The following is a 26,221-nucleotide window of genomic DNA, read 5'->3' as shown; positions in this document are numbered from 1 at the left end:
AACTGTCAGGCCGTCGCGGCGGCGCCGGCATGGGCCGGGAAGCGCGGCAGCACGTACTCGGCGATTTCGTGGAAGGTTTCGGCCAACGGCCGTTCATTGCGGCGGAACTGCAGGCCGATGTGGTCGACACCGGCGGCCTGCATGGCATGCAGCTCGGCCAGCAGGGCGTTGCGGCCGCCGCGCAGGCCGAAGCGCCAGCGCTGCAGAGGGGCATCGGCATCGGGCACCAGGTCCAGATGGATGAAGCTGGCATACGGTTTGTTGCCGGCCACGGCGCGCCAGGCCGCCACGCGTTGCGCATGGTCCTGTGGCGTGCCCGGGTAGGCCAGGCAGCCGTCCATGTGCTGGCCGATCCACGCCGGTTGCTGCTGGGCCAGGCCGGCCACGAACAGCGGCAGGGCCGGGCCATCCGCGGGCAGCACGTCCAAGCCCTGCGGCAGGTGCGCGGCGGCGCCTTCGCGCAACAGTGCGATCTGCTCGCGGAAGCGGCTGCCACGGCTGTCGAAGTCGCGGCCGAACAGCGGGTACTCCACCGGGCGGTCGCCACTGGCCACGCCCAGCAGCAGGCGGTCGCCGCTGAGCCGCTGCACGCTGCGCGCCGACTTCAGGGTCAGCAATGGCTCGCGGATCGGCAGCACCACCGCACCGGTGCCCAGCAGGATCTGCTCGGTGATGCCGGCCAGGTAGCCGAGGTAACTGAACACCTCGAACACCTGCGCCGCATCGCCGAAGGCCGGGTCGTACACCGGCACGTCGCGTACCCACAGCGCACGGAAGCCGAGGCGGTCGGCCAGCCGTGCCAGCTCCGCATGGCGCTGCAGGTCCGGTTGGCCGGGCAGGCGTCGCGCGGCGCGTCGCGCCTGTTCGCCCAGCGGCGTCCAGTCATTGTCCAGCGGTGCTTCGATGCCGATGCTGAAACCCCCGGCCTGCAGCCGCGCCAACGCACTGCCCATGGCCAGGCTCCTCAGTCCCAGGCCGGGGCCAGGCCCGGCGGATCGACTTCGCGGCCGTTGCGGTCAAGCGCGGCGATCGCGGCCATGTCGTCGGCATCCAGGCGCAGGTCCTGGGCGAGCAGGTTGCTGGCCAGGTTCTCGCGCTTGGTCGAGGACGGGATGACCGCGTAGCCCCGTTGCAGCGCCCACGCCAGCGCGACCTGGGCTACGGTGGCCTGGTGCTTGTCGGCGATGGCGGCCAGCACCGGGTCCTTCAGCACCTTGCCGTAGGCCAGGGTCATGTAGGAGGTCACGGTGATGCCCTGATCCTGCAGGAAAGCAGTCAGTGCCGGGTTCTGCAGGTAGGGGCTCAGTTCGATCTGGTTGGTGGCGATCTCGCCGGCGCCGACCACCGCGATGGCCTGCCGGGTCAGTTCGATGTTGAAGTTGGACACACCGATCTGGCGGGTCAGGCCCAGCGTCTTGGCTTTGGCCAGCGCGGTCATGTACTCGCGCAGTTCAACGCCATTGCCCGGCGCCGGCCAGTGGATCAGCAGCAGGTCGACGTAGTCGGTGCGCAACTTGGCCAGGCTGTCGCGCAGGCTCGGGATCAGCTTGTCGACGGCGTAGTTGTCCACCCAGATCTTGGTGGTCAGGAACAGCTGGTCGCGCCGGACGCCGGATTCGGCGATGGCCTGGCCGACCTCGGCTTCGTTGCCGTAGATCTGCGCCGTGTCGACCGCACGGTAGCCGACGTCGAGGGCGTTGCGCACCGAGTTGATGACGGTCTGGCCGGTCAGGCGGAAGGTGCCGACGCCAAAGGAAGGAACGCTCATGATGGACTCCAGGGACTTCGTTGAGAGCCGGCGGGCTCGGGACAGGGCGAAGTGTGGGCGCTTTACATTTGTTGATTAAGCCGTGTATACGGGAAATGCTTTTGCAGCGAGGTAAATAATGAAAACCACCCTGGATGAGCTGAAGGCCTTCGTGGCGGTGGTCGATGGTGGCTCGATCACGGCGGCGGCCGAGGCGCTGGAGCTGACCATCTCGGCCACCAGCCGCACCCTGGCGCGGTTGGAGGACAAGCTGCAGACCACGCTGCTGCGGCGGACCACGCGCCGGCTGGAATTGACCGAGGAAGGCGCGGCGTTCCTGGAGTACGCGCGCACGATCCTGGCCACGGTTGACGAGGCCGAGGAACAGATGGCGGCGCGGCGGCTGCAGCCGGTCGGGCGCCTGCGCGTGGACGCGGCCACGCCGTTCATGCTGCACGTGATCGTGCCGCTGCTGGAGGGCTTCCGCGAGCGCTACCCGCAGGTGGAGCTGGAGTTGAATTCCAACGAGGGCATCACCGACCTGATCGAAAAGCGCACCGATGTGGCGTTCCGCATCGGCGTCTTGCGCGATTCGACCCTGCATGCGCGGCCGATCGGCCACAGTCGCATCCGCGTGCTGGCCAGCCCCGAGTACCTGCGACGGCACGGCACGCCTACGCGCGTGGAGCAACTGCGCGAGCACGACCTGCTGGGTTTCACCCAGCCCAGCTCCTTGAACGAATGGCCGCTGCAGGATGCCGATGGCGGGCCTTTCGTGATCGCGCCGGCCATCGCTTCATCCAGTGGCGAGACACTGCGGCAGATGGCGGTGGCCGGGCTGGGCATCGCCTGCCTGTCCGACTTCCTGACCGGCCAGGACCGGCGCGAGGGCCGACTGGTGCAGCTGTTGGCCAGGCAGACGCAGGAGGTGCGGCAGCCGATCAACGCGGTGTACTACCGCAACACCGCGCTGGCCGCGCGCATCACCTGCTTCGTCGACCATGTCACACAGACGCTCGGCCAGCGCCCGTTCGATGAATAAAGATCGGTAGAGCCGGCCGCTGGCCGGCTTCCCCATCTGCTGGATCACCGCCGCTGCCGGCCAGCGGCCGGCACTACCGGCGGTTGTGCAGCGCGCGCCGGTTTCCGATATGCGCGCATGCCAGCAGCACGCCACCGCTGGCTGTCGCTACGCCGTGCCAGAGCAGCGATTCCTTCAACGGCAGGTACAGCGAGGCCGACAACAGCAGGATGGCGCCGACGCACGCCAACCGCAGGGGGCACCAGTACCGATGCCGATACACCCCGGCCAAGGTACTCGCCAAGGCCAGCGACGAGGCCAGCAGCGCGAACAGCCACTCCCAGCGCGACATCATCAGCAGCCATGTCATGGCGCCATGGCCGGGATGCTGGAACGAGCGCAGCGCCATCATCGTGGCCGGCACGAAGGCCAGCAGCAGGGGCAGGACGATGCAGTGGGCGGCGCAGGCCAGGGACAGCCAGGCCCCGGCAAGATCGAAGCGTGGGTGCCAGCGTGCCGAACGTGGAGGCTGGGCCAGGGCCCTTGCGGGCGTCGTGGGGGTATGGTCCATAATGTTACATAGTAACAACAGAAGGATCCCCATGAAGCGTTCTGCTGCTCTTTTCCTGCTGCTGACGGCCAGCACCGCGCAGGCCCATGATGTCCGCCAGTTGGGTGCGCATGTGCACGGCCAGGCCACCGTCGATGTTGCGCTTGACCAGCAGACACTGGAGTTCGCCCTGCAGGCCCCCGGCATCGGCATCCTTGACTTCGAGCGGCCGCCGGCCAATGCGGTAGAGCAGGCCGCGCTGGCGCGAGCGACTGCGCTGTTGAAGGGGGGCAGCTGGGTCACCCTGCCTACCGCGGCGGGCTGCCGCCTTTCCGGGAACGATGCCAAGGCCGAGGGCTTCGATGCGTCGGCTGCCGCGCCGCCGCCAGGCCAGCACCGGCACGCGGGGTTCAGCGCCACGCTGCAGTACCACTGCGCCAGGCCGGCCGAGCTGCGGGCCATGGTCGTGCGCCTGCCCGTACTGTTCCCGGGCCTGCACGAAGTGATCGTCAACAGCGCCACGGCTCGCGGCCAGAACCGCAGCGTGTTGACTGCGGACAACCTGCGCGTGGTGCTGGCACCGTGAGCCTGCGACCGGTGATCGCGCTGGATGGCGTGCAGTTCGGCTATGGCCGGCGCCTGGTGCTGGATGTGCCGCGGCTGTGGATCGAGCAGGGCAGCAGCGTGCTGCTGCGCGGGATCAGCGGTGGCGGGAAGAGCACGCTGCTGGGCCTGCTGGCGGGCGTGTTGCTGCCCGGCAAGGGCAGCGTGGAGGTCGCCGGCCACGCACTGCAGGCGATGCGTGGCGCCGCACGCGACCGCTTCCGTGCCGACCACCTGGGCGTGATCTTCCAGCAGTTCAACCTGCTGCCGTTTCTGAGCGTGCGCGACAACATCGCACTGGGCCTGCGCTTCTCGCGCGTGCGCAGCGCGCGCATCAGCGGCCCGGTGGATGCCGAGATCACCCGCCTGCTGCAGGCCCTGCAGCTGGACCCGGCGCTGATGCAGCGGCGCGCAGGCACACTCAGCGTTGGCCAGCAGCAGCGCGTGGCGGCGGCACGCGCCCTGATCGGCCGCCCGGCGTTGCTGCTGGCAGATGAGCCAACCTCGGCGCTCGATCGCGACGCGGCCACCGCGTTCCTGCAGCTGATGTCTGCGCAGTGCCAGGCGGCCGGCACCACGGTGCTGGTGGTCAGCCATGACGACAGCCTGGAGCGGTTGTTCGACCGCACGATTGCCCTGTCTCAGATCAACCAGGCAGGTGCCGGCCATGCTTGAGCTTGCCTGGGCCAGCCTGCGCAGCCGTGCGTTGAGCGTGGGCCTGACCGTGCTGGTCATCACCCTCAGCGTGGTGCTGCTGCTGGGCGTCGAGCGCGTGCGCACGCAAGCACACGAAGGCTTCGCCAGCACCGTGTCCGGTACCGACCTGATCGTCGGTGCGCGTTCGGGGCCGGTGAACCTGCTGCTGTACTCGGTGTTCCATATCGGCGACCCGACCAACAACGTGTCCTGGCAGTCCTACCAGGCGCTGTCCGCAATGCCGCAGGTGAAGTGGGCGGTGCCGCTTTCGCTGGGCGATTCCTGGCGCGGCTACCGCGTGGTCGGTACCAGCGATGCCTATTTCGAGCACTACCGCTACGGCGCCGGGCACGTGCTTGCATTTGCGAGCGGACGGCCGTTCGATGACCTGTATGACGTGGTGATCGGTGCCGAGGTGGCACAGGCACAGAAGGTCGTCCTCGGTGATGAGATCGTGCTGGCGCACGGCACCGGCGCAGTCACCCTGGCCAGGCACGCCGACAAGCCATTCCGTGTCACCGGCATCCTGCAGCGCACCGGCACGCCGGTCGACTCGTCGCTGCTGGTCTCGCTGGCGGCCATCGAGGCGATCCATGTCGACTGGCGCTCGGGCGTGCAGCTGCGCAGCCAGAGCGTCAGCGCCGAGCAGGCGCGTCATCTGGACCTGACCCCGACCAGCATCACCGCCTTCATGCTCGGCCTGAACTCGCGCATCGCGACGTTCTCGGTGCAGCGCAGGATCAACGAGTACCCGGACGAGGCGATGCTGGCGATCCTGCCCGGCGTGACGCTGCAGCAGCTATGGCAGTCGCTGGGTACCGCCGAGCGGGCGTTGCAGCTGATCAGTGCGATGGTGGTGCTGCTGGGCATGGTTTCGCTGGTGGCGCTGCTGGTCTCGACCCTGCAGGAGCGGCGGCGTGAGATGGCCATCCTGCGTGCCACCGGGGCACGGCCGGGTTACATCGCCGGCCTGCTGGTGGTGGAAGCGGTGGCGACCAGTGCGGTGGCGTGCGTGCTGGCCCTGTCGCTGCTGGTGGTCGCCAGCATTGCCGGGCGCGGCTGGGTACTGGCCACCTTCGGCCTGTCGATCACCCATGTCTGGCCGGATGGCCGCGAGCTGGCGTGGGTGGCGGGGGTGCTGGCGATCAGTGCGGTGGCTGGGCTGGTGCCGGCATTGCTGGCCTACCGGCGCACCTTGGCCGATGGCCTTTCACCGGGAGGCTGAGCATGCGCTGGATGCTGTCATTGCCGATGGTGCTGGCGCTGGCAGCCTGCGAGCGGCCGGTGGATACGGGCTTACAGGCCTTGCCACCCGCGCCGGTGGTCGACCGCGAGGACCCTGCAGGCGCTGCGGAGCAGGAGCTGGACTGGTTGCAGATGATGCCGAAGGATGAGCTGGCCGCGCTGGAGCGGGGCGAGGGCCCGGAGGTCGAGCACAACGGCAACCGGCGCATGCCGCAGTTCGGCACCTTCCGCACGGTGGACACGGTCCTGCAGCGACCGGTGCGCCTGCCAGGCTACGTGGTACCGCTGGCCAATGCGCAGGACGGGCGGCTGACCGAATTCCTGTTCGTGCCGTACTACGGCGCCTGCATCCACGTGCCGCCGCCGCCGCCGAACCAGATCGTGCACGTGGTGCTGCCGCGCCCGATCGAGATGCCGGACATGTACTCGCCGTTCTTCCTGGCCGGCACCCTGCGTGCCGAACGGCTGGATGACGATCTGGCCGGCTCGGCGTACACCATGCGCGATGCGGAGCTGAGGCCGTATGAACCGTAGCCCCCTTTTGCTCATGCTGGGATGCCTGTGGCTGGCGGGCTGTACGTCGCCGGGCGGCGATGCCGTGGCGGTCGTGCCGCAGGACAAGCCGGCGCCCTCCGCCACGGCCGAAGCCCCGATCGACCGTTGGGACGCGTTGCGGCCCGACGAAGTCACCTATCAGCGCCCGCCCCCGCAGATCGGCCTGTCACGCAATGGGATGGACGGCGTGGGCGGGCTGATCGACGACACCGGCTCGGGCACGCCGCCGGGGCAGGAGATCGACCATTCCAGCCCCGATCGCGCCAAGCAGTTCGGCTCCTCGCGCGTGGTCGATGCTGCCGATGGCCGCGCGGTGGACCTGGATGGCTACGTGGTACCGCTCGGCACCAACGATGCCGGTCTGGTGGATGAACTGCTGTTCGTGCCGTTCTACGGGGCCTGCATCCACGTGCCGCCACCGCCGCCGAACCAGATCATCCACGTGACCCTGGCGACGCCGATCGCGCTGGGCGATCTGTGGGATCCGTACCGGTTGGCCGGCCGCCTGCGGGTGAAGCGCTTCGATGCGGACATTGCCAGCGCGTCCTACGATGCCGCCGCGGCCACGCTGACGGCGATCCACAACTGATGCGGCGGCGCTGGGTCCTGGCTGCTGGGGTGCTACTGGGCGCAGTTGTGCTGCTGGTGTGGTGGCAGCGGCGGGCTGCACCCGCTGCGCCGCCGGAAGTCGCGTTCCCGGCACCGGCGTCCGATGCCCGCCAGCGCATCGAACAGCGCTTGGGCGATGACCACGCGTTTCGCAATGACGTGCTGTTCCTGCTCGCGGCAACAGTGCGCGACCGCTGCCAGCCGACGCAGGCCGGGCTGCTGGCGCGCATGGCCAATCGTGCGTCGTTGCCGGTGCTGGCGGCGGTCAGTGCGGTGACCCAGCAGAATCCAACGCTGGACCGGCCGATCTACCAGTACATCCAGCATCGCGCTGATGCGACGCCGTGCGGCCAGCCGCTGCAGATGCCGCTGGCCGGTGGGCGCAGCCTGGCGGTGGACATCGAGCAGTACGCGCGCACGTTCCCGGACAGCTATTTCGACCCGCAGCGCAGCAGCGAACCACGGGATTTTGGTGGGGTGTCGTTGCAGCAGCGGGCCGGCAATGCCTGCAACAGCCTGGTGTATTCGGTGTTGCCGCTGGGTGGCACCGATTGGCGGTGCAGCAGCCTGCGCGCCAATGCCCGGGCGCGGGTGCGCGGGCTGTGCGAGGACGAACTGCGGCGCCAGCATGGGAATACAGGTGGGGAGCTGGACATGGCCGTAGGGCAGGGCATGCAGGCGGCCGTGGTATCAGCCATCGCCGCGCTGCCAGAACACTGCCGGTGATGATCCCTGACACCGGCCACACTCGGCAGGCGCGGCGCGGCAACATGAACATTGGCCGGACCCCAATCTGAACCGGTGGTACAGTTTCCGTAACTATACCGGACATCCTGTATAGTTACGGTGGTACTTCATCCCATCAGGTTCTCCCATGGCTCTGTCCCAGCCCTTGGCCGGCGCTCCGGCCCTGTCGCGTGCCCGTCGGTGGGCACTGTTGTTCACCGTCGCCGCCGGCCTGCTGCTGGTCACGCTGGATAACTCGGTGCTCTACACCGCACTGCCCACACTGACTGGGGAACTCTCGGCCAGCGCCGGCCAGGCGCTGTGGATCATCAATGCCTATCCACTGGTAATGGCCGGCCTGCTGCTGGGGGCGGGCACGCTGGGCGACCGCATCGGCCACCGCCGCATGTTCCTGATCGGCCTGGTGGTGTTCGGCGTCGCCTCGCTGGCAGCGGCGTTCGCCGACTCCGCAGCACAGCTGATTGCCGCACGTGCGTTGCTGGCGGTCGGCGCGGCCGCGATGATGCCGGCCACGCTGGCGCTGATCGGCCTGAGCTTCCACGAAGAGCGCGAACGCAACATCGCCATCGCCATTTGGGGTTCGGTGGCCATCGTCGGTGCGGCGCTCGGCCCGATCATTGGCGGCTGGCTGCTGCAGCATTTCTGGTGGGGCTCGGTGTTCCTGATCAACGTGCCGGTGGCGGTGGTCGCCTTCGTGGCCACGCTGCTGCTGGCGCCGGAAGGACAGCGCGACACCTCGCGGCCGTGGGATCTGGTTTCGTCGCTGCTGGCATTGGCGGCACTGTCCGGCCTGGTGCTGGCGATCAAGTCGCTGATCGCTCCGCCGCCGTCGTATGCGCTGGGCGCGGGCGCGCTGCTGTTGGCTGTCACCAGCGGCGCAGCGTTCGCACGCCGCCAGCAGCAGCTGCCGTACCCGCTGCTGGACTTCGCTATCTTCCGTAATCCGGCGTTCCTGGCCGGCACGCTTTCGGCGGTGTTCACCCTGTTCGCGATGGCCGGCCTGCAGCTGGTCACCACGCAGCGCTTCCAGCTGGTGGCAGGTTTCACGCCGCTGCAGGCGGGCCTGCTGGTGTCGGTGGCGGCGCTGGGCAGCCTGCCCAGTGCGCTGCTGGGCGGCAGCATCCTGCACCGGGTGGGCCTGCGCCCATTGATCTGCGGTGGCCTGGCTACGGGCGCGCTGGGCGTCGGCCTGGTGGCGTTCGGCTTCCCGCACGGCCTCGGTTGGGTGATCGCCGGCATGGCGATCACCGGCTTCGGCATGGGTTCGGCCATCTCGGTGGCGTCCACGGCCATCCTCAACAACGTGCCGACGCACCGCGCGGGCATGGCGTCTTCCGTGGAAGAAGTGTCCTACGAGTTAGGTGGCCTGCTGGCGGTGGCGATGCTGGGCAGCCTGAGCGCGGCGATGTACAGCGTGTTCCTGCCGGTCTCGGCCGATATGCCCGCGCTTGCCCGCGAGGGTTTCACCCAAGCGCTGCATGCCGCGCGCGAGAGCGGGCAGGGTGATTGGTTCGCACTGGCTGCGGCGGCATATGACCGTGGCTACCAGAGCGTGCTGCTGGTGATCACGGCGGTACTGGCGCTGGGCGCGACGATCCTGGCGCACCTGCTGCGTGGCCGGGCCGGCAGCCGTGAGGGCGCGGCCGATCGCGTAAAATGACGCCATGAGAACCAGCAAGCGCGACCGCATCCTCGACGCCGCCGTCAACGTGATCAATCGTGACGGCGTGCGTGCGGTGACCTTCGAGTCGGTGGCGGCCGAGGCCAGGCTGACCCGCGGCGGCCTGCTGTACCACTTTCCCTCGCGCGAGGCGCTGCTGCGCGGGATCGACGAGTACCTGGCGCAGGCCTGGGAGGCGTCCATGGAAACGCTGCTGGGCAAGCGTGCGGACGAAGCCTCGGCGCTGGAGCGTTACCAGACCTTCGTGCGCGTGTCGGCCCAGAGCGCCACCCGTGCCGAACTGATGTTCATGCTCGAATCGGCCGACCCGGAGGCGGGCGAGCGTCCGTGGGGCCCGGCGGTTCAGCGCTGGGCACCGTCCGCGCCGGAGGCCGGGAATGTGGATCCGACGACGCTCGACAATTTCGTGGCGCGCCTGGCGGCCGACGGCCTGTGGATCTACGAGGCGATGTACGAAGGGCAGCTGGATGAAGGCGTACGTGCCCAGGTGGCCGAGCGCATCGCCGGGCTGCTGGCAAAGTCTGACGGCACGTCCAGTTGAGCGGCCAGCCGGCGCGCCGACATCGCCCGTGGTAGAGCCGACCGCGGGTCGGCAGCCCTTCGGTCAGGCCACGGAAATGCCGCTTCGATCGCCCGTGGTAGAGCCGACCGCTGGTCGGCTGCCCTTCGGTCAGACAACGAAAATCCCGCGCGTCGCGCGATAGTCGACCAGCGGCCGACTCCACCCCTCACCCATTTACCGAGCCTGCGTGGCGCTCGCGGCCAGCCACGCCCTGGGCGATGCCCTCAGCCGCTTGCGGAACGCCTTCGACAACGACGCGGCATCGGCAAACCCCACCTCGACCGCTACCTGCTTGACCGCCACGCCGGCCCGCAGCTGCGCGCAGGCCAGGCTCAGCCGCCAGTCCAGCAGATAAGCGGCCGGCGTCGCCTGCATCACCTCCTTGAACACTGCCGCGAATGCGCTGCGCGACATGCCGGCGGTCGCGGCCATCCGGGGCAGCGTCCATTCGTCCTGCGGTGCCTGGTGCATCGCCACCAGCGTGCGTGCCAGCCTCGCGTCGGACAGCCCGCGCATCAGTCCGTGACTGACGCCCGCTGCATCCGGGTGGTCGACCACCCAGCGCAGGATCTGGATCAGCGCCACCTCGAACAGGCGATTGGTCAGCAGCCGTGAACCGCAGCGCTGGCGATCGGCCTCGGCAAACAGCAGCTGCAGGGTGTCATCCAGTTCGCCGATGGCCGCCAGCGGTACTACCATCACCGGTGGCAGCGACTGCACGATCGGATTGCGCGCACCGCCATCGAAATCCAGCGTGGCGCAGGTGAAATCCGGGCCATCCAGCGGCGCGTTGAAGAACACATGGTGCAGCGGCTGCGGGTACAGCAGCAGGCTGGGTGTGTCGATCTTCAGCCGGGGCAGCGCGATATCGCCGTCGGGATGGCGGACTTCCATTTCACCCTGGCGCAGGATGTGCAGGAACGCACGACCGGGCTGCGGCTCGAAGACATGCCGCCCGCACAGCGGGCCACTGTAGAACAGCGCCGCCTGCACCCGGAAGCGTTCCAGCAGGCAGGAGAGTCGATCTGGCGCAGGGGCGGCGGCGGGCATGCTCATGGACGTATGGACAACATGTATGGCGAATTACGACTGATGCGTCCGGCGAGTCTACCTAGGATGAGCGGGTCGTCCAATCCCGGGCGCTTTCCCAAGGAGATCCACCATGTCCCGTGTCCCCCTGATCGATGCCGCCAACACCACCGCCGACCGCCAGGCCCTGCTGGGCCAGGTCCACGCCGCTTTCGGCGCCACCCCGGCCATGTTCCGCGCCGTGGCCAACTCGCCGGCCGCCCTGCAGAGCATGTGGGGTTCGTTCGGCGCGCTGGGCGGCGGTCGCCTGTCGCCGCTGCTGGGCGAGCAGATCGCCGTGGCCATCGCCAACCGCAACGCCTGCGAGTACTGCCTGGCCGCGCACACCGCGCTGGGCCGCAAGGCTGGTGCCAGCAGCGAGCAGATGGCGGCCGCGCAGATCGGCCAGTCCAGCGACCCGGCCACTGCGGCGGCGCTCGACTTCGCGTTGAAGGTGGTCGAGCAGCGTGCGCAGATCGCCGACGGCGACGTGCAGGCGCTGCGCGCGGCTGGCTTCGATGATGAGCAGATCGTGGAGATCCTCGCGCATGTGGCGCTCAACCTGTTCACCAACTACGTCAACGTGGCGTTCGACGTGCCGGTGGACTTCCCGAAGGTCGCGCTGCGCTGAGTGCAATTGCTCCGGGCAGCAGAGTGCTGCCCGGACTCAGGCCCGCAGCTCAGTGGCTACGCCGGCTGGAAGCTGAAACCGCATTCGCGCAGCGCTCTGATGTAGCCGTTCCCGTCGAACGCATCTGCAATATCGAGCATCGCAAGCGTGGTTGATCTTCCCGCGGTTACGGTTTCCACTGCGCTGAGCCAGGCCTCGCGTCGAAGCGTGTCCAGCTCGTTGCTGCCAGTCGCTGTCACGTGCATATCCATAGGCACGTCATGCCCACACATGCCAAGGGCATTGCCCTGCGCCCAGGCCTTGGACTGAACACGGGCGGTATCGTGAAGGCGACGGAGTCGTTCGACCTGCACCGCAAACCGTGTCGTGTCATCCAGTGCAGGATGCGGTTTACCGCAGTCGTCAGCTGCCGCGATGTCGATAGCCAGTTCAGTGCGCGGCACGAAGTAGCGCGCTCCACCCGCGCGTCCTATCCTGCGCAGCTCCTTGCAGAATGCCTTCGGCGACTCCAGCCGATGCCTGGCCATGACGGCCTTGCGCAGCGCTCTGGCCGCGAAGTGGGGACGCAGGCGTTCCAGCTCGATTGGATCGATTCCGCACTCATTCAATGCCGCTTGCCATTCTGCATGGACGTCCGCCGGCAGAACATCCTTCAGGGTCAGGTTGTCGGGATTGTGGTGGATGGTTTCGGCTTCAGACACCGCGCGGGCCAGTGTGAACAACGCGCTCAGTCCCGAGCCCTCCCATCTGCCGGTGATGTCCACCTTCGGCCGGCCCAGAATGGTGTGCGCAACCGCGGCAATGCGTCCTGCTTCGCCCGTCACGCATCGCATCGATCCGGGTAGCGCGGTGGGGACGGGCAGGATCCACAGGTGGGCCTCTTCACGCCTTGCCTGCCAGAGCGCCGGACCTTCTGCACGGATCGTGGGGGGAGGCAGGGCATCCGTTACCTTGGTTCCGCGGCTTCCGGAAGCCGGCGCACCTGCCAACGTACGGTGCACGGAAACATCAAGGGAAACCGACAGCAGTGAACGTGGTTGCCGGGCAGCCGACATGGGGAACTCCAGAAAGGACCATGATGAGTGTCCTCGATGGTGCGTGGCGCGCCGATTGTCGGCTATCGGACTACGACGATTTCGCCTTGGCTGGGCGAGGGGCCCGGAAGCCGTTGCGGTAGAGGCGACAGTTAATCGACTGCTCGTCCTTCAGGTGCCCGGAAACCTCGCGCCACGAGTGATAGTCGACCCTACGCAGCGGAGATTACCGGTCGTCCGCCTGCAACCGGTCCGGATGGGTATACACATTGAACCCGCTCTCCCGCGCGAACCCGACCAGGCACAGGCCGGCACTGCGGGCCAGGTCGATCGCCAGCGCGGTCGGCGCCGACACTGCCGCCAGCACGCTGGCGCCGGCGCGCACCGCCTTGCTGACCATTTCGTAGCTGGCCCGGCTCGAAATCACCAGCAGGCCGCCTTCGATGGCGTGTTCGTTGTGGTGCAGCGCACCGATCAGCTTGTCCAGTGCATTGTGGCGGCCGACGTCCTCGCGTACCCAGCCGATGCGCCCACTGGCGTCGGCCCAGGCCGCGGCGTGGATCGAGCCGCTTGCCGCATTCATCGGCTGGTGCTGCGCCAAGGTGGCCAACGCCCGCTGCAGGGCCGTGGCGGAATAGCTGCGGCGCTCGCGGATCTGCGGCAGTGGGCGCAGCACTTCTTCCAGCTGGCGCGTGCCGCACAGGCCACAGCCACCACGGCCGGGCAGCAGGCGCCCCTTGTCGGGGTCGAGGTTTGCGCCGGGCGCAGCCTCGTCCACGGTCATCTGCAGCTCGATGCCTTCCAGCTGTGGGTGGATATCGATCGACAGCAGCTGCGAGGGCGCGCTGATCAGGCCTTCGCTGAGCGAAAATCCGAGTGCGAAGTCCTCCAGATCACAGGGTGTGGCCATCATCACGGCAAAGGCGGCATCGTTGTAGCGCAGCGCCACCGGCACTTCCTCGGCCACCACGTCGACCCGCTGCTGTTGCGTGCCGCCGCGCCAGCGCTGCAACGGGCGTTGGGCGGTGCCGGCAGGCGGGGTGTGCGGCGGGATCGAATCAGGCATGCAGCGCGTCCGGACAAGGGAGAAACGCGGGCGGGCCACCGCCTGCGGTTTCGAGGATAGCGCAGTGGTCGCGCGCAGACGCGGCTGTAACCGTTGCCATGGCAGGTTGTGCTGAAATCAGCCTGTGCCCTCTGGCGAAGCGCCGTGGGCCGTGCTTGACTGTGCGGCTGGCCGTGCCACTGAATGCACCGCCGGACCGCGTTGTGCCGTTCGTTGCTGCGTTCCTTCCGCCAGGTTCCCGAACATGTCCGAGCAGAAACCGCCGCGTTACAAGCCCTACAACCAGCCCGCCGGAGGCTGGGGTGCCGCCGGCGCCACGGCCAAGGTGCTGCTGCAGCAGAGTGTGATCGGCAAGGGGTCGAAGGCATTGCTGGCGATGAACCAGCCCGGTGGCTTCAAGTGCCCCAGCTGTGCGTTCCCCGATGCCGACGAACGCAGGAAGCTGGAGTTCTGCGAGAACGGCGCGAAGGCACTGGCCTGGGAAGCTACGGAGTTCCGGTCCGGCCGCGAGTTGTTCGCCCGGCACACCGTGACCGAACTGATGGCGCAGACCGACTACTGGCTGGAGATGCAGGGCCGGCTGACCGAGCCGATGCGCTACGACGCAGCCACCGACCACTATGTGCCGTGCAGCTGGGAAGATGCCTTCGCACTGATCGGTCGCCACCTGCAGGCGCTGGACAGTCCTCACCAGGCCGAGTTCTACACCTCCGGGCGCACGCCCAACGAAGCGGCGTTCCTGTATTCGATCTTCGTGCGCGAGTTCGGCACCAATAATTTCCCGGACTGCTCGAACATGTGCCACGAGCCGACCAGCCGCGGGCTGCCGCCGGCCATCGGGGTGGGCAAGGGCACCATCGTGCTGCAGGATTTCGAGCACGCCGAGGCCATCTTCGTGATTGGCCAGAACACCGGCACCAATTCGCCGCGGATGATGAGCAACCTGGTCGAAGCACGCAAACGCGGCATCCCGATCGTGGCGGTCAATCCCATGCCCGAGCGCGCGCTGATCCGCTTTGCCGAGCCGCAGGACGTGGTGCAGATGGCCACGTTCGGCTCGACCGCGATCACCAGCGAGTTCGTGCACATCCGCATCGGCGGCGACCTGGCCCTGATCAAGGGCATGATGAAGGTGATGTTCGAGCGTGAGGCACAGGGCGAGCGCGTGCTCGACCATGATTTCCTGTCGGAACACACGGTGGGCCTGGAGGCGCTGCGCGAAGACGTGATGGCGCAGGACTGGGACCAGATCGTGCAGGTGTCCGGCATCTCGGAGGCGCAGATCCGCCGATGCGCAGAGATCTACATCCGCTCCAACGCCACCGTGATCTGCTACGGCATGGGGCTGACCCAGCACCAGTATGGCTCGCGCCTGCTGCAGCAGGTGGCCAACCTGCTGATGTTGCGCGGCAACTTCGGCAAGCCCGGTGCCGGCATCGGTCCGATCCGCGGACATTCCAATGTGCAGGGCGACCGCACCGTCGGCATCGACGAGAAGCCCAAGCCGGCCTACCTGGACCGCGTGCAGCAGGTGTTCGGCTTCGATCCGCCGCGTGAGCATGGTCACCACGTGGTCGAGTCGATCGAGGCGATGCTGGCGGGCAGCGCCAGGGTTTTCATCGGCCTGGGGGGCAACTTCATTCATGCGGTGCCCGATACGCCGCGTGCGTACGAGGCGATGCGTGGGCTGGACCTGACCGTGGGCATCGCCACCAAGCTCAATCGAGGTCATCTGGTTCATGGCCGCGATGCGCTGATCCTGCCGGTGGTGGCGCGCTCGGAGCGCATCGTCACGCCGGCCGGCGAGCAGTTCGTCACCATCGAAGACGCGATGTCGAACGTGACCGCCTCACGCGGCGTGCTCGAGCCGGTCAGTGCCGATGTGTTGCCCGAGGTCGAGATCGTCTGCCGCATGGCGATGGCCACACTGCCGCACAGCAAGGTCGACTGGATGCGCTGCATGCACGACTATGCCTCCATCCGCGCGCTGATCGCTGCCGTGTACCCGGAGATCTACGCCGGCTTCAACGAGCGCATCCAGCAGACTCATGGCTTCCACCTGGACATTCCGCCGCGCCGCCGGGTGTGGCCCACGCCCAACGGCAAGGCCAACATCCTGGTGATGCCCGGCCTGGACGTGGACGATCCGGTGCACGATCCGGACTTGTTGCGGTTGGCTACCGTGCGCTCGCATGATCAGTACAACACCACCATCTACAGCTACAACGATCGCTATCGCGGCGTGTACAACGATCGCATGGTGCTGTTCATGAACATCGAGGACCGGCTGGCGCGCGGGCTGGAGAAGGAGGCGCTGGTCAGCCTGGAGACGATCAGCGGCGATGGCGTGCAGCGCCGCATCGAGGGCCTGACGGTGCTGGACTACCCGATGCCGCGCGGCGCGCTGGCCGGTTACTACCCGGAACTGAATCCGTTGCTGCCGCTGGACTACTACGACCGGATCAGCGGCACACCCGCAGCGAAGTCGATCCCGGTGCGGATGCGGGCGATGGCGGCGGCGATTGCGTGACGCGCATCGGCTATCATCGGCGGGTGAACCTGCCTGACCTGCTGCTGCGATGGATGCTGCTCGTTGCCCTGGTGCTGAATGCACCGGCGCTGGCGCTTGCCTCGTCTTCGTACGGCGGGTCGGGCAACCAGGATCACTGCGCTGCACCGCACGCGGCTGCGCTGGCGGCAGCCGGCTGCTGCGATGATGCGGCCCGGGCGGCCTGCCAGAGCGGTGAGTGCGAATGCCCGCCGGCCTGCCTTGGCATGCTGGCCACGTTGAGCGGAACGCCCGCCTCGCCGTGGCGCGAGGCACCTGTAGCCGCGCGCTCCCAGCAACGCGCATCGCCGCCGATGCCGGACCCGTTGCGTCCCCCCATCGTGTGATGTCCTGCAGGCGCTCAAGCGCCTGCCATGACTGTTCGACTTTTTCTCGCCTCTGCCTGCGCCTTCGATGCGCGGGCGGCGGGCCGCGTTGTCCGCCTCTGCAAAGGAATTACTCAATGAACCGCACTCTCTCCCTCGGCCTGCTGCTGGGCACCGTGCTGACCACGACTGCCTGTGCACGTGCCGCCGAAGAATCCGCCGCTGCACCGATCGCCAGCGCAGCACCGGTGGCACCGATCCAGGCCGGCCCGGCCAAGGTCGATCCGGTCTTGCCGGTGGCCATCGTGCACAAGACTGCCAGCTGTAGCTGCTGTGGCATCTGGGTCGACCACCTGAAGGCCGCCGGCTTCCAGGTCGAGGTGCGCGACACCGATGACATGAATCCGATCAAGGTTCGCCTGGGCGTGCCGGTCCGCAAGGCCTCCTGCCATACCGCCGAGATCGGCGGGTATGTGGTCGAGGGCCACATCCCGGCCGAGGACATCAAGCGCCTGCTGGCCGAACGCCCGGCCGCGCGCGGGCTGGTACTGCCCGGCATGCCGGCCGGTTCGCCGGGCATGGAAATGCCGGATGGCTACGTGCAGCCGTACACCGTCGAGCTGGTGCGCAACGACGGCAGCACCGAGCCGTTTGCCCAGCACGGGCAGGGTGGCTGATTGACGGCGGGTGCCGGTCGTTCTGACCGGCACTCTTCGACGCATCCTGTGTAGAGCCGAGCCCACGCTCGGCTGTGTTTGGCCGGCAAGCCGAGCATGGGCTCGGCTCTACAGGATCAGCGTGCCGTGGCCGTTTCCTTGGCCAGCTGCGCGTCGAACTTCTTCTCTGCCGCATCCGCGTAGGCTTTGCAGCTCAGTACCTTCTCGCTGGCCTTGCTGCCAGCAGCATAGTTCCAGTTGCTGGCGCCCGGATGCGGGGTCAGCAACAGGTCGCAGGGCAGGCCGCGCACCGTAGCGAAGCTGCGTCGGTAGTCCTCGACCAGGCGGGGATAGCGGACATTGCCCTGCAGCTGGTAGCCCGGCGCGCTCAGGCTGTCGGCATAGGCGATGCGCACCGGCTTGCCATCGCGCGTATCGGTCCAGGTCCAGGCGGTGCTGCCCGGGGTGTGCCCGGGCATGAAGTGGGCGGTGAACTCGATGCCACCCACCGTGACCACTTCGCCATCCATGATGATGCGGTCGGTGCTGGCCGGCGGAAAGGTGATGCTGTCGCCAAAGTGCAGGTCGTTGCTGCCGCCGCGCGCCAGCAGCACCGCTGATTCGGCGTTGGCTACCACCATCGCACCGGTACGGCGCTTCAGTTCTGCCACCGGGCCCGCATGGTCGGCATGCGCATGGCTGAGCAGGATCAAGCGCAGGTCCTGCGGCGCCACGTCGCGCACCTTCATGTTGCTGATGAGGTGGCTGGCCATCTGCGGCATGCCGCCGTCGAGCAGCACCGCGCCGTCGGCGGTCTGCACCAGTAGCGCGGTCAGGTCCTCAGTGCCGATCTGCCAGGTATGGTCGGCGATCTGCAGCGGCGCCATCGGCTGCAGCCAGGATGGGTCTACGGTGTAGGCCTGCAGCTGTGGCAGCGGTGTGTCGGCGGCAGTGACATCAAAGGCAAGTGTGGCAGTCAGGGCAAGGGTCGTCAGGCAACGGTGCATGGCGGAGAGGGGTCTGGATAGGGTCGGATGAAGCTAGCACGTACCCTGGACGGCCCGTTTCGCGAATAACTCATGGCTGCCATAAGGTTCGCCGCAGCCGATGCCGGGATTGTTCGCTTGCTCTGGACTGTGAATCCATCTCCACGGGCTGTTGCGCACAATCGGCTGGGGCTAGCCTGTTCCCAGGCTCAAGGAGGTGGACCATGCATGTGCTCATGGTGATGCTCGGCGGCGTGCTCCTGCTGGGCGTGTTCCTGCTGTTTGGCCGTCTCTGGAGCGTGGGCACCTCGCAGCTGCCCACGGCGCTGATCGCCTTCATCGCTACCTGGCTGCTGGTGGCCGTGGCCAACATGTGGGTGGGGGTCAGCAAGGCCGGTTACGCGGTACGCGAGGAGTTGCCGATCCTGTTGCTGGTGTTTGCCGCGCCGGCGTTGCTGGCCGGTTTCCTGTACTGGCGCTTGGCGCGCTGAAGGAGTTCCATGCGTACCCGACTGCGCTTGCCCGCGCTTCGCCACCGCGACGGCCACCATGCCCGCGTGACCTACGAAGAACTGTTCTTCGATCTGGTCTACGTATTCGCGGTCACCCAGCTCAGCCACCATCTGCTGCACCACCTGGACCTGGCCGGTGTACTGCAGACGCTGGTGCTGTGGTTCGCGGTCTGGCTCGGCTGGCAGTACGCGTGCTGGGTCAGCAACTGGTTCGACCCGGAGGCGCCGCGCATCCGCGGCCTGCTGTTCGCCACCATGCTGCTGGCGTTGTTGATGTCCTCGTCCATTCCCGAGGCGTTTGCCGATCGTGCGTGGATCTTCGCCGGGGCGTACGCCACGATGCAGGTCGGACGCACCGCGTTCGTGCTGCTGGAGGTCGGCCGGAGCCATCCGTTGGCACCGAACTTCCGCCGCATGCTGGCCTGGGTCAGCGTGTCGGCCTGCCTCTGGCTGGCCGGCGCGGCGGCCGAGGGCAACCTCCGCCTGGCATTGTGGGCGGTGGCGGTGGCCTGCGAATACATCTCGCCGATGTTCGGCTTCGCGTTCCCGGGCATGGGTCGTTCGCACACCCGCGACTGGACTATCGAGGGGGGGCACCTGGCCGAACGCTGCCAGTTGTTCGTCATCGTCGCACTGGGCGAGACGTTGCTGGCCACCGGTGGCGTGCTCAGCGACGTCGAGCATTGGAGCCTGGAAGTGGTTTCAGCGGTGTTGGCCACCTTCGCCGGCACGATTGCCATGTGGTGGCTGTACTTCGGCATCTCCAGCCGCGATGCCACAGAGGCCATCACCCACGCCGAAGACCCCGGACGGATGGGCGCCAACTTCCACTACGTGCATGCATTGCTGATCGCCGGCATCATCGCCACGGCGGTGGGCAATGATCTGGTCATGGACCATCCGGGGGTGGCCGTCACCACGGTTTACGCCAGCGTGATGGTGGCAGGCCCGCTGATCTATCTGCTGGGCAGTGCCCTGTACAAACGCGTGGTCTATGGGCACGCGCCGCGCTCGCATCTGCTGGGCGCGGTGGCGCTGCTGGTGCTGGGGCTGATGCTACCGCACGTGCACCTGCTGGCCGCCGGATGGCTGACCAGCCTGGTGCTGCTGGGCGTGGGGCTGCTGGATACGCGATTGAAGCGCCGCTTGCAGCGGGCGTGACCCGTTGGGTCCGCCCACTGCTTCAGCCTCCACGGAGCGCGAGCGCAGCGCAGTGCCTGAGGGTCGACGCTACCGCCTCCGGCCAGCACGCGGATTGCTGGCAGGCCAGGTAAGCGCTGCGGCCATCACTGCAAGCTTGCCGATTGTGTTCATATTGCGGGCGGTGCCGTGCTGGGCATAGGGCACCCGCAAGCGCGAGTCGGCCATGCCGGCACCGTAGTGGATGAAGATCTCGCGCGTGCCGAGTGCAAGCTGTTCGTCGCGCCGGCCGGTCACGCCGTCCAGCGGATCGGCAGGCAGGCTGCCGTCGAGGAACAGGGCGACCACACGGTTGCCGGCCGCCTGTGCAAACGGGTTGCGTGCCACCACACCGGCAATCTCGTTGGCCGTGCGCACCAGCACGCCCACCGGCTTGCCGGCATAGGCCTGGAGCCGCTGGCCGAGGGCCTGGCGCACGCCTGCTTCGTCGAGCGAGCTGCGCAACACCACGTTGCCGCTGGCGATGTACGTGCGGACATCGGCGAAGCCTGCGTCCTCGCACATTGCCACCAGTTCGCGCATCGGCAGCTTGCCGGTGCCGCCGACATTGACCGCGCGCAGCAGCGCGACGTGGACGTTCATGGCGTACCCGCCTGCAGGCGGTCGTACATGCGCACCAGGTCGACCAGGGTGCGTGCGCCCATCTTGCGCATCACCTGCGCACGGCGCACCTTCACCGTGATCTCGCTGACGCCGAGATCAGCGGCGATCTGCTTGTTGAGGCGGCCGCGCACCACGCCATCGACCACCTCGCGCTCGCCGGCATTGAGGGTGTGCCAACGCAGCTGTAGCGCGCCGAGCGCCTTGTCCTCGCGGCGGCGCTGGCGGTCGATCTCGATGCCCTTGTGGATGGCATCGAGCAGCTCCTGGTCACGGAAGGGCTTGGTCAGGAATTCGATGGCGCCACCCTTGATCGCGTTGACACCCATCGCGATGTCGCCGTGGCCGGTGATGAACACCACCGGAAGCTGCAGGCCGTGGTTGCCCATCGTGCGATGGAATTCAAGACCGCTCTGGCCGGGCATTCGCACGTCCAGCACGAGACATGCCGGTGCGTCTTCCAGCGCGTGTTCGAGGAGGGCCTGGGTGGAGGCGAAGGCCCGCACCTGCAGGCCCATCGAGGCCAGCAGGTCTTCCAGTGCCGCGCGCACCGACGGATCGTCGTCGACCACATAGACGATGGGTGCCGGATCGGGGTTGGCGGCAGTCGGCTTACGCATGGTGGGCGTCCGTGGCAATGGGCAGGTCGAACACAAAGCAGGCACCGCCGCCTGCCGGTCGTTCGGCACGGATCTGGCCGTCGTTGGCTTCGATCATCGAGCGGCTCAGGCTGAGACCCAGCCCCAGACCGTGCGACTTGGTGGTCCAGAAGGCATCGAAGACGCGTTCGGGATGGTCGGCGGGCAGGCCGACGCCGCGGTCACGCACACTGAGGCTGATCCGCTGGCCGTTGCGCCGGGTCAGCAGGGACAAGCGTCGGTCGGCGGTGGGCACGGTCTCCATCGCGTCCACCGCATTGAGGATCAGGTTGCCGATCACCTGCTGCACCTGCACGCGATCGGCCTGCACCGGTGGCAGCTCGGTGTCCAGCAGCAGTGCCACGGCCACGCCATGCCGGTCCAGCTCGCTGCGCGACAGCGCCAGCATTTCCTCCACCGCTTGGTTCAGATCGAAGGCGCGTCGCTGCGGTGCCGCGCCCTGGGTCAGGCCGCGGATGCGGGCGATCACGTCACCGGCACGATGTGCATCGGCCAGGATGCGGGCCACGGTCTGCCGCGCCTTGTCCACGTTGGGTGGATCCTGCGCGAGCCAACGCTGGCAGGCTTCGGCGCTGCTGGCGATGGCCGCCAGCGGCTGGTTTACTTCATGCGCGATGGAGGTGGTCAGCTCGCCCACGGTGGAGGCGCGCGCTACCCGCAGCAGGCGGCCCTGTGCTTCCTGCACGGCGGCCTTGGCCGCTTCCATGTTCAGGGCAAGGTAGGTGGTGATACCGATCACCAGCATGCCAATGACCGAATTGACCAGGCCGATGCGGTAGGTGCCGAAGCGGGTCAGGAAGAAGCTCAGCCCGGTCAGCGCGATGCAGGCCAGGGCAAGCGTGATCAACCCGCGTGCGCCCAGCACGCGCGATGCGGCCAGGATGACCGCCGCGTAGAAGCAGGCGGCGGCAACCGCGTAATCGGTGACGGTGTCGATCAGGAAGATCGCCGCCATCACGACGAACAGGGCCAGCAGCACCAGTGGGCGGCGGGGCGACAGCGATGGCATCGGGACGGCTCCCTGGCGTGGGGTGAAAGGATAGCAAAGCCGCCATCGGTGGATGCCGGCCTTGGTCGGCACCGGTCAAAGCGATGCCTGGTAGTGCCGGCCGCTGGCCGGCATCTGCACGGTGCTTCCGGAGATCACGGGGTTGCCGGCCAGCGGCCGGCACTACCCCCAGCGGTGGGCATGCCGAGGCGATGCATGGGGCGTCCGCGGATCATGGGTCGGCGTGCTCGTGTGGGGTGGGTGCCGACCGTAGGCCGGCACAAGCCAGAACGATGCCTGGTAGTGCCGGCCGCTGGCCGGCATCTGCAGGGTGCTTCCGGAGATCATCAGGTTGCCGGCCAGCGGCCGACACTACTCCTCCAGGCTGGCGTTCCAGAACCCCTGCAGGACGCCGGGCGTGGTCGCCAGCGTGGCCAATACCGCATCGAGTTCGCCCGCATCGACGGTGGTGGCATACAGCACCGCTTCGATCTCCACGTCGCGCTCGCCAAACGGGCGCTGGTCGACTGCGCGCACCGGGTACTGTGCCTGTTCAAGCAGCAGCAACAGCTGGTCCAGCACCTCGGCCTGTTGCTCGCGCTGGCAGACCACGTTGATCGCATAGGTCGCTTCGCTGAACGCTTCCGGCAGCGGCTGCCGCTGGATGCGGTTCACCACCGGCCGCAGCAGGGTGTTGGCGGCCAGCACGAACACCGCCGCCAGCACCGCTTCCGGCAGCAGCTTGATACCCGCGCATGCACCCACCGCCGCCGAGCCCCACAGGGTGGCGGCGGTGTTCAGGCCGGACACCTGCGCACCATCCTTCATGATCGCGCCGGCGCCCAGGAAGCCGACGCCGGAGATCACATAGGCCACCACATGCAGCGGCGACGGCGGGCCGCCGTACAGGTCATGGAAGCGCACCGCCAGATCGACGAACACCGCCGCTCCCACCGCCACCAGGGTGTTGGTGCGCAGGCCCGCGGTGCGTTGGCGCAGCTGCCGTTCCAGGCCGATGGCCGTGCCAAGCACGAACGCCACCGACAGGCTGATCAGCGAACTCAGGGTTGCGCCGGCGTTGAACGCCGGCAGGTTCGGATTGATGTCCATTGTGATTCTCCCTGGACAAGGCGGCGGGCGCTTACTGCCAGCCGTAACGACGGATGTAGAGCCGCTTCAGCGCAGTGGTCAGCACCGCGTAGCCGAACAGGATCGCGACCAGGAACGGCCAGTAGCCGGCCGGCAGCGCCTGCAGCTTGAAGTAGCCGGCCAGCGGGCTCATCGGCAGGGCCACGCCAATGGCCATGATCAGGCCGGTCATCAGCAGCAGTGGCGGCGCGGCGATGCTCTGCAGGAACGGCAGCTTCGGCGTGCGGATCATGTGCACGATCAGGGTCTGGGTCAGCAGGCCGACCACGAACCAGCCGGACTGGAACAGGCCCTGGTCGGCCGGCGTGCGTGCATCGAACACGTACCACATCAGCGCGAAGCAGCTCAGGTCGAAGATCGAGCTGATCGGCCCGAAGAACACCATGAAGCGGCCGATGTCTGCCGGGTTCCACTTCAGCGGCCTGCGCACCAGCTCTTCGTCCACGTTGTCGAACGGGATGGCGATCTGCGAGATGTCGTACAGCAGGTTCTGCACCAGCAGCTGCAGCGGCAGCATCGGCAGGAACGGCAGGAAGGCCGAGGCCACCAGCACCGAGAACACATTGCCGAAGTTGGAGCTGGCGGTCATGCGGATGTACTTCAGCATGTTGTTGAACGTGCGCCGACCCTGGATGACGCCTTCCTCCAGCACCATCAGATTCTTTTCCAGCAGGATGATGTCGGCGGCCTCCTTGGCGATGTCCACCGCACTGTCCACGCTGATGCCGATATCGGCCGCGCGCAGCGCCGGTGCATCGTTGATGCCGTCGCCGAGGAAGCCGACCACCTTGCCCTGTGCACGCAGCTCGCGCACCAGGCGCTCCTTGTGCAGCGGCGTCAGCCGGGCGAACACGCGATGGTGGTGCAGCGCCCGCGACAACGCGCCGTCATCCATGCGCTCGATCTGCGGCCCGGTCAGGATGGTGTCGGCATCCAGTCCCACCTGTGCGCACACACGCGCGGTCACCAGTTCGTTGTCGCCAGTGAAGACCTTGACCTCGACGCCGTGTGCGGCCAGCGCCTGCAGCGCCTGCGCGGCCGATTCCTTCGGCGGGTCCAGGAACGCCACGTAGCCGACCAGGGTCAACCCGCACTCGTCCGCCTGCGAGTAGGTGGTCTGGCTGGCTGCGGTCTCCTTCATCGCCACCGCCACCACGCGCAGGCCCTGTTCGTTCAGTTCCTCGGTGGTCTGCCGCACCCGCGCCAGGCGGCGCTCGTCCAGCGGCATGTCCTGGCCGTTCTCGCGCACGGTGCTGCACACCGCCAGCATCTCTTCCACGGCTCCCTTGCAGATCAGCTCATGGTGGTCCTCGCGCTCGGAGACCACCACCGACATGCGGCGGCGCTCGAAGTCGAACGGGATCTCATCCACCTTGTGGTAGTCCTGCGACAGCCGCAACGAACTCTGCAGCTCCACGTGTTCCAGCACTGCGCGGTCCAGCAGGTTGATCAGCCCGGTCTGGAAGTGACTGTTGAGGTAAGCGAACTTCAGTACGTCTTCCGAATCGTGGCCGAACACATCGGTGTGGCGCTCCAGCGCGATCCTGTCCTGGGTGAGGGTGCCGGTCTTGTCGGTGCACAGCACTTCCATCGCGCCGAAGTTCTGGATGGCATCCAGGCGCTTGACGATTACCTTGCGCCGCGACAGCAGCACCGCGCCCTTGGCCAGGGTGGAAGTGACGATCATCGGCAGCATTTCCGGCGTCAGGCCCACCGCCACCGACAGCGCGAACAGGAACGCCTCGGTCCAGTCGCCCTTGGTCCAGCCGTTGATCAGCAGCACGAATGGCACCATCACCAGCGCGAAGCGGATCAGCAGCCAGCTGACACTGTTGACGCCGGCCTGGAATGCGGTGGGCGCACGGTCGCTGGCGGTGCTGCGCTGGGCCAGCGTGCCGAAGTAGGTGCGGTTACCGGTGGCCAGCACGATGGCGGTGGCCGTACCGGACACCACGTTGGTACCCATGAACAGCAGGTTGTGCTGTTCCAGCAGGCCGGCCAGGCCATCGCCCGGGTGCGCGAACTTCTCCACCGGCAGCGATTCGCCGGTCATCGCCGCCTGCGCCACGAACAGGTCCTTGGCATTCAGCACGCGGCAATCGGCCGGAATCATGTCGCCTGCCGACAGCACGATGTGGTCGCCGGGCACCAGTTCACGGATCGGCAGGTCCAGCAGGCGTGCAGGGCGACGGCTGTGCAGGCGCGCGCCGAAGTACTGGTCTGCCACATCCGCAGCCTCGGTGCCGGGATTGCGGCGCAGCACGCGCGCAGTGTTGCCGACCAGTGCCTTCAGCCGCTCGGCCGCTCGGTTCGAACGACCCTCCTGCACGAAGCGGATCAGCGTGGACAGCAGCACCATCGCACCGATGACGATCGTCGCCTTGATGTCCTCGGTCAGCCAGGATACCGCCGCCAGCACGGTCAGCAGCAGGTTGAACGGATTGCGGTAGCACTGCCACAGGTGGCGGCACCACGGCAGCGGCTTCTCGTGATCCACCTCGTTGGGGCCGAGCGTGGCCAGTCGCTCCTCGGCCTCGTGCGGGCTGAGGCCATCGGCATGTGATTCCAGCGTGGTCAGCAGCTCGGCTTCGTCCTGCTGGGCGAGGGTGACCAGGCCGGTGGTGAGCGCGAACGGCGCGGCCTCGGCGCTGCCAGGGCCGAAGCCGGCTTCGGGCATCGCACGGCGGCGGAACAGGTTGCCTGCGCGGCGGCTGCGCAGGAAGGCGTTGAACCAGGCGTTGAGCAGGCTCATGGGACGCTCCTCGAATGTCAGAGCCGGCCG

General features: G+C 67.6%; 27 protein-coding genes. 15 read left to right on the top strand and 12 right to left on the bottom strand.

All coding sequences use genetic code 11. The annotated features are described in order from the left end of the window. Positions 1 to 5: 5 nt before the first annotated feature. On the bottom strand, positions 6 to 953 hold the full coding sequence (locus AC5P8U_RS09430; protein ID WP_334271165.1) for a TIGR03571 family LLM class oxidoreductase: 948 nt from the start codon (positions 951 to 953) through the stop codon (positions 6 to 8). 11 nt (positions 954 to 964) lie between these two features. After that, positions 965 to 1,768 (bottom strand): 2,5-didehydrogluconate reductase DkgB, encoded by an 804-nt coding sequence (dkgB, locus tag AC5P8U_RS09425; protein WP_439426922.1) that lies wholly within the window; start codon positions 1,766 to 1,768, stop codon positions 965 to 967. 118 nt (positions 1,769 to 1,886) lie between these two features. Here dkgB and AC5P8U_RS09420 point away from each other — a divergent pair, with 118 nt between their 5' ends. Next, positions 1,887 to 2,789, top strand: coding sequence for a LysR family transcriptional regulator (locus AC5P8U_RS09420; RefSeq protein ID WP_072168806.1), 903 nt, complete (start codon positions 1,887 to 1,889; stop codon positions 2,787 to 2,789). A 73-nt stretch (positions 2,790 to 2,862) separates the two neighbouring features. Here AC5P8U_RS09420 and AC5P8U_RS09415 read toward each other — a convergent pair whose 3' ends face one another. Continuing rightward, positions 2,863 to 3,339 (bottom strand): MerC domain-containing protein, encoded by a 477-nt coding sequence (locus AC5P8U_RS09415; protein ID WP_111007772.1) that lies wholly within the window; start codon positions 3,337 to 3,339, stop codon positions 2,863 to 2,865. Between the two features lie 31 nt (positions 3,340 to 3,370). Here AC5P8U_RS09415 and AC5P8U_RS09410 point away from each other — a divergent pair, with 31 nt between their 5' ends. The 8 genes from AC5P8U_RS09410 (at position 3,371) to AC5P8U_RS09375 (ending at position 9,995) form a co-directional block, all read left to right on the top strand. Further along, positions 3,371 to 3,904, top strand: a complete 534-nt coding sequence (locus tag AC5P8U_RS09410) for a ZrgA family zinc uptake protein (RefSeq protein WP_072168804.1) — start codon at positions 3,371 to 3,373, stop codon at positions 3,902 to 3,904. Continuing rightward, the gene (locus AC5P8U_RS09405) at positions 3,901 to 4,596 is read left to right on the top strand and encodes an ATP-binding cassette domain-containing protein (protein WP_061479410.1); all 696 of its coding nucleotides are present in this window, start codon (positions 3,901 to 3,903) and stop codon (positions 4,594 to 4,596) included. Before AC5P8U_RS09410 ends, AC5P8U_RS09405 begins: the two co-directional genes overlap by 4 nt. Next, complete coding sequence (locus tag AC5P8U_RS09400) at positions 4,589 to 5,842, top strand: ABC transporter permease (RefSeq protein ID WP_495214118.1); 1,254 nt, start codon at positions 4,589 to 4,591, stop codon at positions 5,840 to 5,842. The genes AC5P8U_RS09405 and AC5P8U_RS09400 overlap by 8 nt, the downstream gene beginning before the upstream one ends. 2 nt (positions 5,843 to 5,844) lie before the next feature. Continuing rightward, on the top strand, positions 5,845 to 6,396 hold the full coding sequence (locus AC5P8U_RS09395; RefSeq protein WP_072168802.1) for a DUF3299 domain-containing protein: 552 nt from the start codon (positions 5,845 to 5,847) through the stop codon (positions 6,394 to 6,396). Then, positions 6,386 to 7,006 carry a DUF3299 domain-containing protein gene (locus AC5P8U_RS09390; protein ID WP_072168801.1) on the top strand — a complete coding sequence of 207 codons (621 nt, stop codon included), beginning with the start codon at positions 6,386 to 6,388 and terminating at the stop codon, positions 7,004 to 7,006. Before AC5P8U_RS09395 ends, AC5P8U_RS09390 begins: the two co-directional genes overlap by 11 nt. Beyond that, positions 7,006 to 7,752 carry a hypothetical protein gene (locus AC5P8U_RS09385; protein WP_495214117.1) on the top strand — a complete coding sequence of 249 codons (747 nt, stop codon included), beginning with the start codon at positions 7,006 to 7,008 and terminating at the stop codon, positions 7,750 to 7,752. Before AC5P8U_RS09390 ends, AC5P8U_RS09385 begins: the two co-directional genes overlap by 1 nt. A gap of 148 nt (positions 7,753 to 7,900) precedes the next feature. Further along, entirely contained in the window at positions 7,901 to 9,433 is a 1,533-nt protein-coding gene (locus tag AC5P8U_RS09380; RefSeq protein WP_495214116.1) for an MFS transporter, read from the top strand. Positions 9,434 to 9,437: 4 nt separating this feature from the next. After that, complete coding sequence (locus AC5P8U_RS09375; RefSeq protein ID WP_072168799.1) at positions 9,438 to 9,995, top strand: TetR/AcrR family transcriptional regulator; 558 nt, start codon at positions 9,438 to 9,440, stop codon at positions 9,993 to 9,995. Between the two features lie 195 nt (positions 9,996 to 10,190). Here the strand turns inward: AC5P8U_RS09375 and AC5P8U_RS09370 are convergent, their stop codons facing one another. Then, the gene (locus AC5P8U_RS09370) at positions 10,191 to 11,072 is read right to left on the bottom strand and encodes an AraC family transcriptional regulator (protein ID WP_495214115.1); all 882 of its coding nucleotides are present in this window, start codon (positions 11,070 to 11,072) and stop codon (positions 10,191 to 10,193) included. 106 nt (positions 11,073 to 11,178) lie between these two features. Between AC5P8U_RS09370 and AC5P8U_RS09365 the strand changes: the two genes are divergently transcribed. Then, a complete protein-coding gene (locus AC5P8U_RS09365) occupies positions 11,179 to 11,715 on the top strand; it encodes a carboxymuconolactone decarboxylase family protein (protein WP_072168797.1) in 537 nt (178 codons plus the stop codon). 56 nt (positions 11,716 to 11,771) lie between these two features. On the opposite strand, the gene AC5P8U_RS09360 is transcribed toward AC5P8U_RS09365, so the two are convergent. Both AC5P8U_RS09360 and fdhD read right to left on the bottom strand, forming a co-directional pair. Next, entirely contained in the window at positions 11,772 to 12,770 is a 999-nt protein-coding gene (locus AC5P8U_RS09360; RefSeq protein WP_495214114.1) for a TraB/GumN family protein, read from the bottom strand. A gap of 205 nt (positions 12,771 to 12,975) precedes the next feature. Then, on the bottom strand, positions 12,976 to 13,815 hold the full coding sequence (fdhD, locus tag AC5P8U_RS09355; RefSeq protein WP_072168795.1) for a formate dehydrogenase accessory sulfurtransferase FdhD: 840 nt from the start codon (positions 13,813 to 13,815) through the stop codon (positions 12,976 to 12,978). A gap of 244 nt (positions 13,816 to 14,059) precedes the next feature. On the opposite strand from fdhD, the gene AC5P8U_RS09350 reads away from it, so the two are divergent. The 3 genes from AC5P8U_RS09350 to AC5P8U_RS09340 all read left to right on the top strand — a co-directional run bounded on the left by AC5P8U_RS09350 (position 14,060) and on the right by AC5P8U_RS09340 (position 17,366). Next, on the top strand, positions 14,060 to 16,345 hold the full coding sequence (locus tag AC5P8U_RS09350; protein WP_111200958.1) for an FdhF/YdeP family oxidoreductase: 2,286 nt from the start codon (positions 14,060 to 14,062) through the stop codon (positions 16,343 to 16,345). Positions 16,346 to 16,368: 23 nt separating this feature from the next. Then, positions 16,369 to 16,710 (top strand): hypothetical protein, encoded by a 342-nt coding sequence (locus AC5P8U_RS09345; RefSeq protein ID WP_088497595.1) that lies wholly within the window; start codon positions 16,369 to 16,371, stop codon positions 16,708 to 16,710. A gap of 116 nt (positions 16,711 to 16,826) precedes the next feature. Next, positions 16,827 to 17,366: a DUF411 domain-containing protein gene (locus AC5P8U_RS09340; protein ID WP_188240953.1), complete on the top strand. Its 540-nt coding sequence runs from the start codon at positions 16,827 to 16,829 to the stop codon at positions 17,364 to 17,366. A gap of 116 nt (positions 17,367 to 17,482) precedes the next feature. Here AC5P8U_RS09340 and blaL1 read toward each other — a convergent pair whose 3' ends face one another. Continuing rightward, positions 17,483 to 18,352 carry a L1 family subclass B3 metallo-beta-lactamase gene (gene blaL1, locus AC5P8U_RS09335; protein ID WP_151355102.1) on the bottom strand — a complete coding sequence of 290 codons (870 nt, stop codon included), beginning with the start codon at positions 18,350 to 18,352 and terminating at the stop codon, positions 17,483 to 17,485. Positions 18,353 to 18,555: 203 nt separating this feature from the next. On the opposite strand from blaL1, the gene AC5P8U_RS09330 reads away from it, so the two are divergent. Both AC5P8U_RS09330 and AC5P8U_RS09325 read left to right on the top strand, forming a co-directional pair. Beyond that, positions 18,556 to 18,822 carry a hypothetical protein gene (locus AC5P8U_RS09330; RefSeq protein ID WP_005416705.1) on the top strand — a complete coding sequence of 89 codons (267 nt, stop codon included), beginning with the start codon at positions 18,556 to 18,558 and terminating at the stop codon, positions 18,820 to 18,822. A gap of 9 nt (positions 18,823 to 18,831) precedes the next feature. Beyond that, positions 18,832 to 20,004, top strand: a complete 1,173-nt coding sequence (locus AC5P8U_RS09325) for a low temperature requirement protein A (RefSeq protein WP_088497550.1) — start codon at positions 18,832 to 18,834, stop codon at positions 20,002 to 20,004. Positions 20,005 to 20,073: 69 nt separating this feature from the next. Here the strand turns inward: AC5P8U_RS09325 and AC5P8U_RS09320 are convergent, their stop codons facing one another. From AC5P8U_RS09320 to mgtA, 5 genes are all read right to left on the bottom strand, one after another. Continuing rightward, on the bottom strand, positions 20,074 to 20,625 hold the full coding sequence (locus AC5P8U_RS09320; RefSeq protein WP_088497551.1) for a DUF1697 domain-containing protein: 552 nt from the start codon (positions 20,623 to 20,625) through the stop codon (positions 20,074 to 20,076). Continuing rightward, entirely contained in the window at positions 20,622 to 21,263 is a 642-nt protein-coding gene (locus AC5P8U_RS09315) for a response regulator transcription factor (RefSeq protein ID WP_088497552.1), read from the bottom strand. The genes AC5P8U_RS09320 and AC5P8U_RS09315 overlap by 4 nt, the downstream gene beginning before the upstream one ends. Next, the gene (locus AC5P8U_RS09310; protein WP_088497553.1) at positions 21,256 to 22,311 is read right to left on the bottom strand and encodes a sensor histidine kinase; all 1,056 of its coding nucleotides are present in this window, start codon (positions 22,309 to 22,311) and stop codon (positions 21,256 to 21,258) included. Before AC5P8U_RS09310 ends, AC5P8U_RS09315 begins: the two co-directional genes overlap by 8 nt. Before the next feature lie 351 nt (positions 22,312 to 22,662). Further along, positions 22,663 to 23,400: an MgtC/SapB family protein gene (locus AC5P8U_RS09305; protein ID WP_049448085.1), complete on the bottom strand. Its 738-nt coding sequence runs from the start codon at positions 23,398 to 23,400 to the stop codon at positions 22,663 to 22,665. 31 nt (positions 23,401 to 23,431) lie between these two features. After that, the gene (mgtA, locus tag AC5P8U_RS09300; protein WP_495214113.1) at positions 23,432 to 26,191 is read right to left on the bottom strand and encodes a magnesium-translocating P-type ATPase; all 2,760 of its coding nucleotides are present in this window, start codon (positions 26,189 to 26,191) and stop codon (positions 23,432 to 23,434) included. Positions 26,192 to 26,221 lie beyond the last annotated feature (30 nt).

It is taken from the genome of Stenotrophomonas sp. YJH_SMC_81, from assembly GCF_059370875.1.
Note: the sequence above shows the minus strand (reverse complement) of the source record. Positions and strands in the feature narration are given on the sequence as shown.